General features: G+C 33.8%; 17 protein-coding genes. All 17 read left to right on the forward strand.

Annotated features, from left to right (window positions below; all coding sequences use genetic code 11):
- Nucleotide 1 precedes the first annotated feature (1 nt).
- The 17 genes from hslU (at nucleotide 2) to fliL (ending at nucleotide 14,987) form a co-directional block, all read left to right on the forward strand.
- Nucleotides 2-1,414 (forward strand): HslU--HslV peptidase ATPase subunit, encoded by a 1,413-nt coding sequence (gene hslU, locus F9279_RS12415; RefSeq protein WP_152113450.1) that lies wholly within the window; start codon nucleotides 2-4, stop codon nucleotides 1,412-1,414.
- An 80-nt stretch (nucleotides 1,415-1,494) separates the two neighbouring features.
- Complete coding sequence (codY, locus tag F9279_RS12420) at nucleotides 1,495-2,274, forward strand: GTP-sensing pleiotropic transcriptional regulator CodY (protein ID WP_152113452.1); 780 nt, start codon at nucleotides 1,495-1,497, stop codon at nucleotides 2,272-2,274.
- Nucleotides 2,275-2,981: 707 nt separating this feature from the next.
- A complete protein-coding gene (gene flgB / locus F9279_RS12425; protein WP_152113454.1) occupies nucleotides 2,982-3,365 on the forward strand; it encodes a flagellar basal body rod protein FlgB in 384 nt (127 codons plus the stop codon).
- Nucleotide 3,366: 1 nt separating this feature from the next.
- The gene (flgC, locus tag F9279_RS12430) at nucleotides 3,367-3,816 is read left to right on the forward strand and encodes a flagellar basal body rod protein FlgC (protein ID WP_152113456.1); all 450 of its coding nucleotides are present in this window, start codon (nucleotides 3,367-3,369) and stop codon (nucleotides 3,814-3,816) included.
- Between the two features lie 19 nt (nucleotides 3,817-3,835).
- On the forward strand, nucleotides 3,836-4,144 hold the full coding sequence (gene fliE, locus F9279_RS12435) for a flagellar hook-basal body complex protein FliE (protein WP_152113459.1): 309 nt from the start codon (nucleotides 3,836-3,838) through the stop codon (nucleotides 4,142-4,144).
- Between the two features lie 51 nt (nucleotides 4,145-4,195).
- Nucleotides 4,196-5,797 carry a flagellar basal-body MS-ring/collar protein FliF gene (gene fliF / locus F9279_RS12440; protein WP_152113461.1) on the forward strand — a complete coding sequence of 534 codons (1,602 nt, stop codon included), beginning with the start codon at nucleotides 4,196-4,198 and terminating at the stop codon, nucleotides 5,795-5,797.
- A gap of 12 nt (nucleotides 5,798-5,809) precedes the next feature.
- Nucleotides 5,810-6,826, forward strand: a complete 1,017-nt coding sequence (fliG, locus tag F9279_RS12445; protein ID WP_152113463.1) for a flagellar motor switch protein FliG — start codon at nucleotides 5,810-5,812, stop codon at nucleotides 6,824-6,826.
- Nucleotides 6,819-7,577, forward strand: coding sequence for a flagellar assembly protein FliH (fliH, locus tag F9279_RS12450; protein WP_193224557.1), 759 nt, complete (start codon nucleotides 6,819-6,821; stop codon nucleotides 7,575-7,577). The genes fliG and fliH overlap by 8 nt, the downstream gene beginning before the upstream one ends.
- Nucleotides 7,578-7,580: 3 nt before the next feature.
- Complete coding sequence (gene fliI, locus F9279_RS12455) at nucleotides 7,581-8,897, forward strand: flagellar protein export ATPase FliI (RefSeq protein WP_152113467.1); 1,317 nt, start codon at nucleotides 7,581-7,583, stop codon at nucleotides 8,895-8,897.
- Nucleotides 8,898-8,900: 3 nt separating this feature from the next.
- Nucleotides 8,901-9,353: a flagellar export protein FliJ gene (gene fliJ / locus F9279_RS12460; RefSeq protein ID WP_152113469.1), complete on the forward strand. Its 453-nt coding sequence runs from the start codon at nucleotides 8,901-8,903 to the stop codon at nucleotides 9,351-9,353.
- A complete protein-coding gene (locus F9279_RS12465) occupies nucleotides 9,354-9,965 on the forward strand; it encodes a MotE family protein (protein ID WP_152113471.1) in 612 nt (203 codons plus the stop codon). It begins immediately after the preceding gene.
- 39 nt (nucleotides 9,966-10,004) lie between these two features.
- Nucleotides 10,005-12,308, forward strand: coding sequence for a flagellar hook-length control protein FliK (locus tag F9279_RS12470; RefSeq protein WP_152113473.1), 2,304 nt, complete (start codon nucleotides 10,005-10,007; stop codon nucleotides 12,306-12,308).
- Nucleotides 12,305-12,940, forward strand: a complete 636-nt coding sequence (flgD, locus tag F9279_RS12475; protein WP_152113475.1) for a flagellar hook assembly protein FlgD — start codon at nucleotides 12,305-12,307, stop codon at nucleotides 12,938-12,940. The genes F9279_RS12470 and flgD overlap by 4 nt, the downstream gene beginning before the upstream one ends.
- A gap of 11 nt (nucleotides 12,941-12,951) precedes the next feature.
- On the forward strand, nucleotides 12,952-13,353 hold the full coding sequence (locus tag F9279_RS12480; protein WP_152113477.1) for a TIGR02530 family flagellar biosynthesis protein: 402 nt from the start codon (nucleotides 12,952-12,954) through the stop codon (nucleotides 13,351-13,353).
- Nucleotides 13,354-13,439: 86 nt separating this feature from the next.
- A complete protein-coding gene (flgG, locus tag F9279_RS12485) occupies nucleotides 13,440-14,294 on the forward strand; it encodes a flagellar basal body rod protein FlgG (protein WP_152113479.1) in 855 nt (284 codons plus the stop codon).
- 50 nt (nucleotides 14,295-14,344) lie between these two features.
- On the forward strand, nucleotides 14,345-14,566 hold the full coding sequence (locus F9279_RS12490; protein WP_152113481.1) for a flagellar FlbD family protein: 222 nt from the start codon (nucleotides 14,345-14,347) through the stop codon (nucleotides 14,564-14,566).
- On the forward strand, nucleotides 14,556-14,987 hold the full coding sequence (gene fliL, locus F9279_RS12495) for a flagellar basal body-associated protein FliL (RefSeq protein ID WP_152113482.1): 432 nt from the start codon (nucleotides 14,556-14,558) through the stop codon (nucleotides 14,985-14,987). The genes F9279_RS12490 and fliL overlap by 11 nt, the downstream gene beginning before the upstream one ends.
- The last annotated feature ends 27 nt before the right edge of the window (nucleotides 14,988-15,014 follow it).

Below are 15,014 nucleotides of genomic sequence, written 5' to 3' on the forward strand. Positions count from 1 at the left end.
AATGCAAAAAAGTGCAGGCTTAACACCTCGACAAATTGTAGAACGTCTTGATCAATATATTGTTGGACAGAAAGATGCAAAGAAAGCTGTTGCTGTAGCATTAAGAAACCGTTTCCGCAGAAGCTTGTTAGACGAAAAGCTTAGAGATGAAATTAGTCCGAAAAATATTCTTATGATGGGACCAACTGGTGTTGGTAAAACAGAAATAGCAAGAAGAATTGCTAAAATTGTTGCTGCTCCTTTTGTGAAGGTAGAAGCTACTAAATTTACTGAAGTAGGCTATGTTGGTAGAGATGTGGAATCAATGGTTCGTGATCTTGTAGAGACTTCCGTTCGTTTAGTAAAGGAAGAGAAAGTCCTTCATGTTAAAGAGAGAGCAGAAATTGCGGCAAATAATCGCCTTGTTGATTTATTAGTACCATCTAATACGAAAAAATCAGCAAACTATAAAAATCCTCTTGAAATGCTATTCGGAGGAGGAAATACAGAAACAGAACCAGAAGAAACAAGTGCTGAAGAATTAAGCAAGAATGAAAAGAAGAAAATTATAAAAGAAAAGTTAGCACTTGGTGAGCTAGAAGAAGAAGTAATAACAGTGGAAGTAGAAGAACAACAACCTTCCATGTTTGATATGCTTCAAGGCTCTGGAATGGAACAAATGGGCATGAACATGCAAGATGCTTTAGGAAGCTTTATGCCAAAGAAAAAGAAAAAACGTAAGTTAACTGTAAGAGAAGCACGTACCGTACTTATTAATGAAGAAGCACAAAAGCTTATTGATATGGACGAAGTTACACAAGAAGCTGTTGTTCGTGCAGAACAGATGGGAATCATTTTTATCGACGAAATTGATAAAATTGCTAGTAAATCAAACGGAGGTTCTTCTTCAGCAGATGTATCTAGAGAAGGTGTTCAACGAGATATATTACCAGTTGTAGAGGGGTCTACAGTAGTGACGAAATATGGATCTGTAAAAACTGATCATGTTCTATTTATTGCTGCTGGTGCATTTCATATGTCAAAGCCATCTGATTTAATTCCTGAGCTTCAAGGTCGTTTTCCAATTCGTGTAGAGCTTACAAAATTAACGGTTGATGATTTCTATCGTATTTTAGTAGAGCCTGATAATGCATTAGTTAAACAATATAGAGCATTATTGCAAACGGAAGGTATAGAAATTGAATTTTCTGACGATGCTATTCGTAAGATAGCAGAAGTGGCTTATGATGTAAATCAAAATACTGATAATATTGGAGCGAGAAGACTTCATACTATTTTAGAGAAATTATTAGAAGATTTATCATTTGAAGCACCAGAAATTACAATGGAAAAGATTACAATAACTCCTCAATATGTCGAGGAAAAACTAGGAGCAATTTCTAGAAATAAAGATTTGAGCCAATTCATACTGTAAGATCAAGATAAATACTCCTTTAAGGTTAGTAATTGAAGATTCATTATAGCATTGGTTTTAGTTAATAGGAGGAAAAGGAAATGGATTTATTAACAAAAACAAGAAAGATTAATTCTATGCTCCAACGAGCAGCTGGTAAGCCTGTAAACTTTAAAGAAATGGCTGAGACTTTAAGTGAAGTAATTGAAGCAAATATTTTTGTTGTTAGCAGAAGAGGAAAATTATTAGGTTTTGCTGTTAACCAACACATTGAAAATGATCGAATTGAAAAGATGTTAGAAAATCGTCAATTCCCAGAAGAGTACACTAATAATTTATTTAATATCCAAACAACTTCAAGTAATTTAGGAATAGATAGTGAATATACTGCTTTCCCTATCGAAAACAAGGACCTTTTTGCTAAAGGTTTAACTACTATTGTTCCTATTATCGGTGGTGGAGAAAGACTTGGAACATTGATTCTAGCTAGACTACAAGAGCAATTTCATGATGATGATCTAATCTTAGCTGAATACGGTGCTACTGTTGTAGGAATGGAAATTCTTCGTGAGAAAGCGGAAGAAATTGAAGAAGAAGCTAGAAGTAAGGCTGTTGTGCAAATGGCTATTAGTTCCTTATCTTATAGTGAATTAGAAGCGATTGAACATATTTTTGAAGAGTTAAATGGTAATGAAGGATTATTAGTTGCATCTAAAATTGCAGACCGTGTAGGAATTACTAGATCTGTTATTGTTAATGCACTACGTAAATTAGAAAGTGCTGGAGTTATTGAATCACGTTCATTAGGTATGAAAGGTACTTATATTAAAGTACTTAATGATAAGTTCTTACTTGAGCTTGAAAAACTAAAAACTAATTAATACTAACAAAAACCTTTTTGCCAGAGCAGAAAGGTTTTTTGTTTCATTTCAAACATGATAATATAGATCGAAAACAGAAAAAGATATGTAAGTAATTGAATAACTTTGTTACCATTAATTTTCATTTACATGATGAAGCTATTTCGAGTATATTATGTAGGTAGCCAAGCGATATAACTTCTAACAAACATCACACAAATAAACTTCAAAAAAGAATCTATTATTTTTTTTGTAAAAATAACTAGGTTTCCTCCAGTAATATATCATCTCGGTTCTTTTTATGACTAAATCATGTTCACAACTTTGGAAATGAGTATAGCATGTAAAAAGAGCATTTCATCCCAATAAAAATAAAAAAATCAACTGTTTTTTCTCTCATTTTTTACCAATTATTTTTCATTTACATGACATGATCATTACAAGTATAGTAATCATGCAGACATCAAATAACATGGCTTATTAGTCCTTATATACTATGATAATAGTAGCTTATACTAAATGAAATATGGATAAAGTATATAATTTATAGCACCAATTGTTCCTTTTTATTCATCATTTTAACTAAAATAGTACAAAAGAATTATTAAATTTAACCTTATTTTCATGGACATATTATGACAAATTAATTAAAATAAACTCTATCATGTAAAAAAATCGCCATAATACAGCAAAATTCTACATTTTTATCGAAATTGAGGTGAATGGTTGTGAAACTTTTCTCAAATACAATATCTACACTTGAAAATGCCATAAATTATGCAAATACAAAACAAAAAGTTATATCGCAAAATATCGCAAACGTAGATACACCGAACTACAAAGCGAAGGAAGTAACTTTTAAAGATACGCTAAATCAAACAATGGAAGCAAAGCTAACTAATACGAAGCATATTCCTTTTAGCGGAAGTAGCAGTTCTAGTTCTAAAGTAGTTACTAGAACAGATGTAGCTTACAATAGTAACGGAAATAGCGTGGATATGGATAAAGAAATGACTGATCTCGCTACAAACCAGATTTATTATAATGCGCTTATTGAAAGAATTAGTGGGAAATTTAATTCATTGCAAACTGTAATCAGAGGAGGAAAGTAAGATGACTATATTTCATAGTATGAACACTACAGCATCTGCTTTAACTGCTCAGCGGTTACGAATGGATGTAATTTCATCTAATATGGCAAACGTGGATACAACAAGAGGTAAGCTAGTAAACGGCGAATGGCAGCCTTACACGAGAAAGCAAGTAGTCTTTCAATCACAAGAAGGTAAATCATTTGCTTCGCACTTAAGTGCAGCTCAAGGAAGTAGCGCTGGAAATGGAGTAAAGGTAACAAGTATACAAGAAGATGATACTCCTTATGAGATGGTGTATAACCCAGAGCATCCAGATGCTGATGCAGACGGATATGTTAAGATGCCAAACGTTGATCCATTACGTGAAATGGTGGATTTAATGAGTGCAACCAGATCTTATGAAGCGAACGTGACAGTATTAAATGCATCAAAGAGTATGTTGATGAAAACATTAGAAATCGGCAAATAAAAGCTAGAAGGAGTAAACGATGGCACCTATTAACTTAAGTTCTGTATCACAAGCATTACCTTTAACAAATACAAGTACTGTAGCTAAAAGCTCGGTAGCAGATACACAAAAAAGCTTTGCTTCATTTTTAAAAGAATCTATTAATAATGTAAATGAAGCGCAAAATGCTTCAGATGTACTAACTAACAAGCTAGCTAAAGGGGAAGACGTGGATTTATCTCAAGTAATGATTACATCCCAAAAAGCAAGTATTACATTACAGGCTACTATGGAGATTCGTAATAAAGCAGTAGAGGCTTATCAAGAGATGATGAGAATGTCTGTATAGTTAAACTTAAGCGGTTATTAGCTTATAAATCATGGTAACCGGGGGAATATAATGAAAGAGAATCTAAACAAGATGTTTAATCCGTTAAAAGAATATTGGGGAAGTCGTTCAAAAAAGCAAAAGACCTTTACTATAAGTGGATTACTTTTGCTTCTTCTTCTTGTTATTTTTACAACGTATTTCTTTACAAGAGATAATTTAGTTCCACTATACAGTAATCTACAACCATCAGAGACAGGTGCAATAAAAGAAAACTTAGATAGTAAAGGGATTACATCAGTGATATCTGATGGTGGAACGACAATAAGCGTTCCTGAAGATTCAGTTGATACTTTAAAAGTACAACTTGCTTCTGAGGGAATTCCTGAGTCTGGTAGCATTGATTATTCATTTTTTAGCGAAAATGCAAGTTTTGGAATGACGGATAATGAATTCGATGTTTTAAAGTTAGATGCCCTGCAAACAGAAATTTCGAACCTTATTAAAGGGATAGATGGAATTAATGAGGCGGATGTTGTTATTACATTACCTGAAGAAAGTGTCTTTGTTTCAGATCAAGGTGGAGAAGCTACAGCCTCTATTGTCCTAAATACAAAAGCCGGCTATAACTTCTCAGAAAATCAAATCAAAGGGTTATACACACTTGTGTCCAAAAGTGTTCCAAACCTTCCTACAGATAATATCGTCATAACAAACCAAAACTTTGAGTATTTTGACTTAAATTCTTCAAATAATTCTGCAACTGATACTTTTACATCGCAAAATAATGTGAAGAAACAAATTGAAAGAGATATACAAAGACAAGTTCAAACAATGTTAGGTACATTAATGGGTCAAGATAAAGTCGTAGTTTCTGTAACTGCTGATATTGACTTTACCCAAGAAAATAGAGAAGAAAACCTAGTAACACCAGTTGATGAAGAAAATATGGCTGGTATTGCTGTTAGCGCACAAAATATTACAGAAACATATGCAGGTGAAAATGCAGCAGATGCTGCGGGAGTAGTTCAAGCAGAAGAAGGAACAGATACTACTACCTATAATGCTGAAACTGGTGCAGGAACTGGAAACGGTGATTATGAGAAAACAGAAAGCACAGTTAACAGTGAAGTAAACCGTATTAAGAAACAAATTGTAGAAAGTCCATATAAAGTTCGTGATTTAGGTATTCAAGTAATGGTGGAGCCACCTACAGCGGATGATCCGACTTCATTATCACAAGAAAGTATTGATGATATTCAAAATATTTTAAGTACGATTGTTAGAACATCTATTGATAAGACTTCAACGGATGGGGAAGAATTAACAGAAGATCAAATCAATAATAAGATCGCTGTATCTGTTCAAAAGTTTAATGGTAAGTCAGCAACACAACAAGCGGCTGCTACCACTTCTATTCCTTGGTGGGTTTATGCAGTTGGTGGCGTATTATTAGCAGTTATTATTCTATTAATCTTCTTATTTATGAGAGCAAGAAAGAAAAAACAAGCAGAAGAAGTAGAAGAAATTATTCAGCCAGTACCATCTGTAGCTGATGTGAATACAGAGCAGGAAACAGAAGGAACAATCCGCAAAAAGCAATTAGAAAAAATGGCGAAGGAAAAACCAGAGGAATTTGCAAAACTACTTCGTACATGGATTACGGAAGATTAAGGAGTGAAGTAATTGGCTAGAAAAGAGTCAAATGAGTTATCAGGTAAACAAAAGGCTGCAATTCTCCTTATTTCCCTTGGTCCTGATGTTGCAGCATCTGTTTACAAACATTTAGGCGAAGAAGAAATTGAGCAGCTTTCACTTGAAATTTCAGGAGTAAGAAAAGTAGAGACTAATTCCAAAGATCATGTTTTAGAGGAATTTCATAATATCGCCCTTGCGCAAGACTATATTTCGCAAGGGGGTATAGGATATGCAAAAACAGTCCTTGAAAAGGCACTTGGTTCGGAACAAGCATCGATAATATTAAATAGACTTACTTCTTCTCTTCAAGTCAGACCGTTTGATTTTGCAAGAAAAGCAGATCCAAGTCAGATATTTAATTTTATACAAAATGAGCATCCACAAACAATTGCTTTAATTCTATCTTATCTAGAACCTACTCAAGCAGGGCAGATTTTATCTGAGCTTCCTCAAGAGGTACAAGCAGATATTGCTAGAAGAATAGCAGTGATGGATAGTACATCACCTGAGATTATTAATGAAATAGAACAAGTTCTTGAAAGAAAACTATCTAGCACAGTAACACAGGATTATACTCAAACTGGCGGGATTGAAGCAGTAGTAGAAGTTCTTAATGGTGTAGATAGATCTACAGAACGTACTATTTTAGATGCATTAGAAATTCAAGATCCTGAATTAGCTGAAGAAATTAAGAAACGTATGTTTGTATTCGAAGATATCGTTACACTTGATAATCGTGCGATTCAAAGAATTATCCGTGATTGTGAAAACGAAGATCTTATGCTTTCATTAAAAGTTTCTGGTGATGAAGTTAAAGAAATTGTTTATAGCAATATGTCTACAAGAATGGTTGAATCCTTTAAAGAAGAAATGGAATTTATGGGACCTGTACGTTTGAAAGATGTAGAAGAAGCACAATCAAGAATTGTTGCGATTATAAGACGTTTAGAAGATGCTGGTGAAATTGTAGTTGCTCGTGGCGGAGGAGATGATATTATTGTCTAGGATTTTTAAGTCTGCATGGGCCAATCAACCAGATACTAATCAAAAAGTAATAAATATTCGCTATATAGATACAGTAAATGATGATTTTAGAAAAAGTCAGGAATTATCTTATCAGGAATATCAAGATATCATTGCCAAAGCACATCAAGAAGCAGAACAAATAAAACAGCAGGCAATGTATGAATTGGAACAGGCGAATGAGCAAGTGGGTCTGATGTATAGTAATTGGGAAACAGAAAAGCTTGAGCTTATGGAACAGGCTAGAACAGAGGGCTTTCATTCAGGATTTGAAGAAGGTCGTAATCAGGCTTACCAAGAAGCATCAGTTTTCATTAAAGAAGCGAAAGAATCGATCGTTGCTGCAAAAAATGATTACAATAATTACTTGCAATCAGCAGAGAGTACAATATTAAACTTAGCAATCCAAGTTTCAGAGAAAATCATTCATCATTCTATTGAAAAGGATGAGAAATATTTTCTTCATTTAGTAGAGAATGCATTACGTGATGTAAGAAAGCAAAGAGAAATTCAATTACATGTACATCCATCTCATTATCCAATGATTTTAGGAGAAAAAGAAGAATTACTACAATTATTTCCTGCTCCACCTAATCTGTTTATCTTTCCAGATGAATCATTACCTGAGAATGGTTGCTTAATAGAAACAGCCAATGGACAACTAGATGCGTCAATTGATACACAGTTAACAATCGTGAAAGAAAAATTGTTAGAGATACTGGAGAGTGAGTAAGGAATGAGAGCAGAGGAATTGCTTGACTCGATTGCATCGATTGATTCTTACAAACATTATGGACGAGTGAAAAAAGTAGTAGGATTAATGATTGAATCACAAGGTCCTGAAAGTTCAATTGGTGATGTTTGTCATATCATTATAGGTTCAAAAAATAAACGTAAAATTAAAGCGGAAGTAGTAGGTTTTAATGACGGAAATATTATTTTGATGCCTTACACATCGGTAAATGATATATCACCAGGATGTTTAGTCGAAGCAACGTCCGTTCCTTTAGAAATTAAGGTTGGCCCTGATTTAATTGGTACTGCGGTTGATGCATTAGGAATGCCTTTAGATGGTTCTATGCTACCTAAAGGTTTGAAATCAGTACCGATTGATCAAGACCCACCAAATCCTTTAAAACGCCCGCCCATCTCAGAATCAATTGAAGTTGGAGTTCGATTAATTGATGGTCTTTTAACGGTAGGAAACGGTCAAAGAATCGGTATCTTTGCAGGAAGTGGTGTAGGTAAAAGTACACTCCTTGGCATGATTGCTAGAAATACAAAAGCTGATTTAAATGTTATTGCGTTAATAGGGGAACGTGGTCGTGAAGTTAGAGAATTTATAGAAAGAGACCTCGGTCCAGAAGGTTTGAAAAGATCTATCGTTGTTGTTGCAACCTCTGATCAACCGGCATTAATGCGAATTAAAGGTGCATACACTGCTACAGCTATAGCAGAGTATTTTCGAGATAAAGGCTTAAACGTCATGTTAATGATGGATTCTGTTACTCGTGTCGCAATGGCTCAAAGGGAAGTGGGATTAGCAATAGGAGAGCCTCCTACTACAAAAGGATATACTCCTTCTGTATTCGCCATTCTGCCAAAGCTACTAGAGAGAACAGGTACAAATGAACATGGAAGTATTACTGCATTCTATACAGTACTAGTTGATGGTGATGATATGAACGAACCAATAGCAGATACTGTTCGAGGAATATTGGATGGACATTATGTCTTAGATAGGACCTTAGCGAATAAAGGTCAGTATCCAGCAGTTAATGTCTTAAAAAGTGTTAGTAGGGTAATGAATCATATTGTTCCAAAAGAACATGTTAAGGCAGCTGAAAGATTAAGAGACCTTTTAAGTACGTATATTCATTCAGAGGATTTAATAAATATTGGTGCATATAAAAGAGGTTCTTCAAAAGAAATTGATGCAGCCATCCAACGATACCCAAATATACTATCTTATATTAAACAATCAACAGATGAGAAGGTCTCTATTGAGGAAAGTCTACAATCCTTATTAACCTTAGTGGGAGCAGAGGGATAATAAATGAGCTATCGATTTAAATTTGAAAAAATTTTAGCGATTAGAGAAAGAGAAAAAGAAGAAGCTGGTTCTGTCTATAATCAGTCAGTAAAGCGATTTGAGGAAGCAGCAGAAAACTTATATGAATTATTAAAAAGGAAAGAAGATTTAGAAATCTATCAAGCTAGTAAATTATCTTCAGGACTTTCTATTCAAGAAATTAGGCATAATCAGCAATTTATTGGTAACTTAACAAAAACGATTGAACATAGTCAAAAAGTCGTTCAAAACGCACGTACTTCCATGAGTTTTTATCAAGAAAAACTATTAGAAAAGAACTTAGAAGTTAAGAAATTTATAAAAATAAAAGAAAATGGTCATACCAATTATTTATTAGAAGAAAAAGCAGAAGAAGCAAAGCTAATGGACGAAATTTCCTTACAGCAGTTCATGCAGCATGAAAAGGTAGGTGGTTAAGTGGAAAACTCGTATGAAGAAAAGAAAAAGCCATTTAACATTTTTCAACGGTTTCTATTAGTGTTTGTTATTCCTTCTATGTTTGCACTTATTGTTATAGTCATGTTACTTATTTATTCTGGCGTTAATGTAGTAGAAAAAGGTAAACAGTTAATGAATTATGTTCCTTTTCTTAGTAGCCAAGAAGAAGTGAGTGCAGATAAAGCGATAGAAAGTAGTACAAGCACCATTACATCATTAGAAGAAAAACTAAAAGAACAAGAGAATCAAATAGAATCCTTAGAAAAACAATTAGAAACTAGCGAAAATAGTGCTCAAGAAGCAAATGTAGAAGTGGAGAAATTACAAAGCGAATTAAACTCATTAAAATCGACACAGGAAGAAACACAGAAGAATATTGCAGAGATAGTCAAAACATATGAAACGATGTCTGCAAAAAATGCTGCTTCTATCATTTCTGAAATGAGTGAGAATGAAGCTTTGAAAATATTGGCAGAGCTAAAACCAGCAAAACTTTCACCGATATTAGAGAAAATGGAACCAACAGTTGCTTCTAGGTATACAGAGTTACTATCAAATGATACTACAAGTGCATCTGACTCATCTCAATAATTAATCAGGAAATTTAAAAAATGTAAAAGGAGGTGAAAAATGCAAATGAAAACCATTAACTCATTATTAAATATCGGGTCAAACATAAACATTGGTTCAAACACAATTTTTCCAACCAGCACCAATGAATCAAGTAATAATTTGTTTCTTACCTTAATGAATACTGTTAATACCAGTTCGACTAATAATCCAGCCATACAACAACAAGAGCAAACTATCAACGAAGAACCAGGGCAAGGATTAAGTGATATGATACAAATTCTGTTTAGCGATCAAGTGGAACAAAGTGAATCACCTAGTAACCAGTCTATCAAGTCACTAGCTAATCCATCAACAATAGAACAAGTGATTTCAACCATAACTCAATTAGTGACAAAATATATGGATGATTCCTTGATAAAAGCATTAAATGTGAGTACAGATTCAAGTCTTGGTGTAGGAAGAGAACAAAATACTAGTGTGGATCTAGGGGAAGATGCGAATGTGAACCTAGGATTCAATATAAATAGTAGTTCAGGCATCCTTATAAATAAAAATGTAGGTTTGTATGATAATAAGAATCTAGTATCAAATACAAATATAAAACCAGATTTGAGTACTAATATCAATGCAGATACAGATAAAAAGTTATATATGGATATGGATACCACTCAGCTAAATAAGGTAATGACCGATCTTCTTGACATAATTGAGCGTAAAATAGTAGAAGTTTTGAAAGACGACAATACCATTGGAAATATCACTTCATCTATGATTGAAAAAACAGAATTGCCTTCACTTCTTGCGGATTTAAAAGCTCTTGAGGTTTCAGCAAAAACAACACAAGAATCTACAAGCTATGAAAAAATCGCAGAAACTATGCAAGAAATGAGGGAATTTATGGTCAACTTACAAAACAGGCTAGATATTACATCATCGATCCCAAAAATCAGTCAAAAGGGTAAAAAGATTTATTCATATCCTAATGATGGTGACTCATTTAAATCTACTGTTTTAAAAGTTCAAAATGCTTCTAAGAATGAAAAATCAACAGAATCAAATCCAGTTACGCCTATTGGTGGGGTGGAAAGAAATACTGTACAAAAGATAAACAAACAGTCAGAAAGTGACAAGACTAGTGACTTATCTTTAAAAGAGGGTAGATCTTTTAGAGAAATAAGTGAAGACTTTTGGGATATAGCATTTATGACTAATGAGCATATTAAGCAAAATGTTCAGCCAACTACAGATATGGTAAGTCAAGATTCTAATCTTTTAGATGGATTAGATCTAGCGGTTGATTCCATGTTGCAGGATAATTCCTTATCAACAAATGTGAAACCAGAAGTTGAGGTACAACAAGTTCCTACCTCTATTGATACAGAGGACTTGCTTGAAAATCAGAAATCGACCATAAATCAAGAGAAGCAAGTAGCAATGGAAACGAAAGCATTAGTCCAAAATAAATTTCTAACCTTTGATGGAAATCTTCTTTCGATTCAAAAGAACATGCTTCAAGACAAGGATACTAATTTAGGAATAAGTAGTACCGAGAAAAATGTTCAATCGACAAAAGAACAACAAACGCTTATGAAGATGCTATCTTTAAACAGTTTATCTACTAGTGAGCAATCAAAGTCAGAGCTTAAATCTACTATTAACAACCTTTTAACACAGTTAGATAAGCAGTTAGCAACAAAGGATCCAGCTACATCCGTAGTTCAAAAAGTAATGAACCCGTTATTAATTGGTTCTTTAAAGAAATCAGAGGAAATGCTTAACCAAACTAGTACTAATATTACTCAATTAGCAGCAACGAACCAATTGGAATCTGACACATTGATAGTCAATTCATTGCAGAATTCTTTCTTAAGACAAGAGCCACTTGTGTTAATGAATGGTCAAACAAATCAAATGGTACGTAGCTCTAATTTAGAACAACAGTTTGAACAAATCTTATCTAATAGTAGCTTTACTAAAGTAGGCAATGCACAAACATTATCTATTCGCCTTGCACCTGATCATTTAGGATCTATTCGTATAGAGATAACGCAGAATGAAGGAAATATGATTGCGAAAATATTTACATCATCTGCAGATGCTAAGGAAGTTCTAGATACTCAATTATCTAGTTTGAAGCATGGATTAAGTAACCAAAACCTCCAAGTGGATAAGATTGATATTGTGCTAACAGGCCAACAGCAAGAAAAGGCTAATAAAGATCCACAACAACAGCAACAACAAGAGCAAGATCAACAAACACCTCAAAGAGAGAGAAATCAATCAGATGAGGATGAAGAAAAACGTAAAAGAACCTTTCTAGAAGAATTAATAAATATGGGAAATAGGGGAGTTAATACATGACGAATACTATTAATGACTCGTCGCTTTATCTATCAGACTACCAGGCATCTCTTAAAACGACAGGAAATTCTAATCTAGGTAAAGATGATTTCTTAAAGATTTTAGTAACACAATTACAAAACCAAGATCCTACATCACCAATGGAAGATAAAGAATTCATTGCACAGATGGCACAGTTTTCTAGTCTTGAGCAGATGCAAAATTTAAATACAACGATGTCTAGTTTTGTTAATCTACAAATTCAATCTAATTTAATATCTTATGGTCAATTTATGGGGAAAGAAGTAAATTGGAGTAAGCTTGAAACTGATGACACTGGTGCTGAAGTAGTGAAATCTGGAACTGGGAAGGTTACTAGTGTAGCTTACAAGAATGATAGTGTGGAGTTTACTCTAGAAGATGGGACCATAGTAACCCCTGCTAATATCTCAGGTATGAGTGGTAATGCAGCAGAGAACAATTTAGTCTTAGCTAGCCAATTAATTGGAAAATCAGTATCCTATCTAAGTAATAACGAAGAAATTAGTAGTAAAGTTCAATCCGTTTCCTTAAAAAATGGACAAATATTACTCACGTTAAATGATGAGGCAAAAAGTCAAATTTCCTCTGGACAAATAATAAAAATTGAATAGGAAGTGATTAGATGGATAAGTCCGTTTATCCTTCATTACAATCACAAGCAGCCATAAAAAACGGTATTAAAGCTTTAAAAGCTAACGCAAGTACGAACCAATCGCAAAATGTAACAAGCTTTCACACACATTTAAAGCAATCCATTTCATCCTTAGATAAATTGAACATTAGTAAGCATGCTAATGAAAGATTGCAACAAAGAGGAATAGTTATTGATGATGAGAAATGGAAGGTTATTGAAGAAAAAGTGGGACAAGCAAAGAAGATGGGTGTCAAAGAATCACTTGTTCTTTTAAATGATGCAGCACTTATAGTAAGTGCGAAGAATAATACCGTTATAACAGCAATGGATAGACAAGAAGCAACCGAGCAGATTTTCACCAATATTAATGGAACCATTGTTCTAAATTAAACGATAAAAAGGCTGGACCAATAATGGAAGCCTGGGTAAACTGCTGACTGATTGATGCAGTTTAAATTGAGAGGAGAAAATTAATTATGTTACGTTCACTATATTCAGGAATCAGTGGTATGAAAAACTTCCAAACTAAATTAGATGTTACTGGGAATAATATTGCCAATGTTAATACATTTGGATTTAAAAAAGGCCGCGTAACTTTCAGTGATCTATTAAGCCAAACTTCAGCAGGTGCAACTGCTCCAACAGCTAATGCTGGTGGTATGAATGCGAAGCAAATTGGTTTAGGTTCCCAATTAGCATCAGTTGATACAATCCAAACACAAGGAAGTATGCAAACAACTAATAGAACATTAGATTTAAGTATTTCAGGTGAAGGCTTCTTCGTACTTGTTGATGGTGCAGGCTCTGAATCTTACACTAGATCAGGTAACTTTTATTTAGATGCAAATAGAAATATCGTTAGCAGTGATGGTCAACTTCTACAAGTAACTGGTGGTATTAACGATGATGGTACTGCTACAGGTGTTGCTGTGGGTGGTACTGTAATACCAAGTACTGCACAAAGCTTCAGCATTGGTTCTAACGGATCTATTTCTTATGTAGCAGCAGATGGTAGTACACAACAAGCTGGCCAAATTCTAATGGCAAAGGTTGCTAACCCAGAAGGTTTAACAAAAGTTGGCGGCAATAGATATCAACTTTCTGCAAACTCAGGCGAATTAGCTGGTGACCCAGCAGTAAACGGCGGACTTGTAACATCAGGTCAAGTTGGTACAGGTTCTATCAACAGTGGTTATCTTGAAATGTCAAATGTTGACTTATCAGAAGAATTTACAGATATGATCGTTGCACAAAGAGGATTCCAGGCTAATACGAAGATTATCACTACTTCAGATGAAATCTTACAAGAATTAGTTAACTTAAAACGATAATAAATGGAGGATAAGGGGCTAACTCTTATGGCAGCCCCTTATATAAAAAATTGATAAATCTAACTAAATTAAATGGGAAAACATTTTTATTAAATGTACTTTTTATAGAAACAGTAGAGTCTTTTCCTGATACTACTATTACTTTGACAAATGGAAATAAGTATGTAGTGAAAGAAAAAGAAGAAGAAGTCCAGAACTTAATAAATAGATTCTATCAAAAAGTAAATCTCTTTGGATTACCTGGATTGGGAGAAGAAGAAAATGAAGAATAATAAAATTATCATTATTATGCTCATACTATTACTAACGATAACTTTAGTCGGTGCTGGTGCTTTTATTTATATTTGGAAATTCACTGGTGAAGAGCATGAAGAGAAAGAACCTTCCATTGAAGAAATCGTGGAAAATTCAGTAGATATTGAAGAAATGACTACAAATTTATCAACAGACAATTTTATTCGAATATCCTTTAAGATTCAAACAGATAGTAAGGAAGCAAAGGAAGAATTAGCACAAAGAGATTTCCAAGTGAAGAATTTAATCATCCAAGAATTATCTGAGAAAACGCCAGATGATTTAAAAGGGAAAGATGGACAAGCTAAACTAGAGAACGATCTTAAGGATAAAATCAATGAATTGATGCAAGAAGGCAAAGTAGTACAAGTTTATATTGTAAACTCTCTACTCCAATAAAATAAAAAGAGAATAGATGGAGGTGAG

Source organism: Bacillus sp. B1-b2 (genome assembly GCF_009183415.1).
In the GTDB taxonomy this organism is placed as follows: Bacteria; Bacillota; Bacilli; order Bacillales; family Cytobacillaceae; genus Niallia.